This window comes from Actinospica durhamensis (genome assembly GCF_018139695.1).
Lineage (GTDB): Bacteria > Actinomycetota > Actinomycetes > Streptomycetales > Catenulisporaceae > Actinospica > Actinospica durhamensis.
In genome coordinates this window covers 1-382 of record NZ_JAGSOG010000901.1, presented here as the reverse complement: position 1 = coordinate 382, position 382 = coordinate 1, and the positions used below count along the sequence as shown (strand labels likewise).

Annotated in this window: 1 pseudogene; it reads right to left on the bottom strand. The window is 72.0% G+C overall.

Annotated features, from left to right (window positions below):
* Window positions 1–382: pseudogene (locus tag KDL01_RS46695) on the bottom strand (hypothetical protein); the annotation flags it as partial.

The window sequence follows — 382 nt, the reverse complement described above, 5'->3', positions numbered from 1 at the left end:
CCACCGCGCTTTCGTCACCCGGGTCGTCATCCGCGCCGTCACCTGCGCCGTCATCCGCGCCGTCACCCGGGTCGTCACCCGGGTCGTCACCTGCGCCGTCACCCGCGCCGTCACCTGTCCTCACGAACCGCAGCCGCGGCCCACACTCCCCACAGCACGTCGGCTGAGCGTGGAAGCGCCGGTCCGCCGGATCCTCGTACTCGGCCAGACACGCCGCGCACATCGCGAACCCCGCCATCGTCGTCAGCGGCCGGTCATACGGCACCCCGCGCACGATGGTGAAGCGGGGCCCGCAGTGGGTGCAGTTCGTGAACGGATACCCGTACCGCCGATCCGCCGGATCCAGCACCTCCCGCAAGCAGTCCGCGCAGGTGGCCGCGTC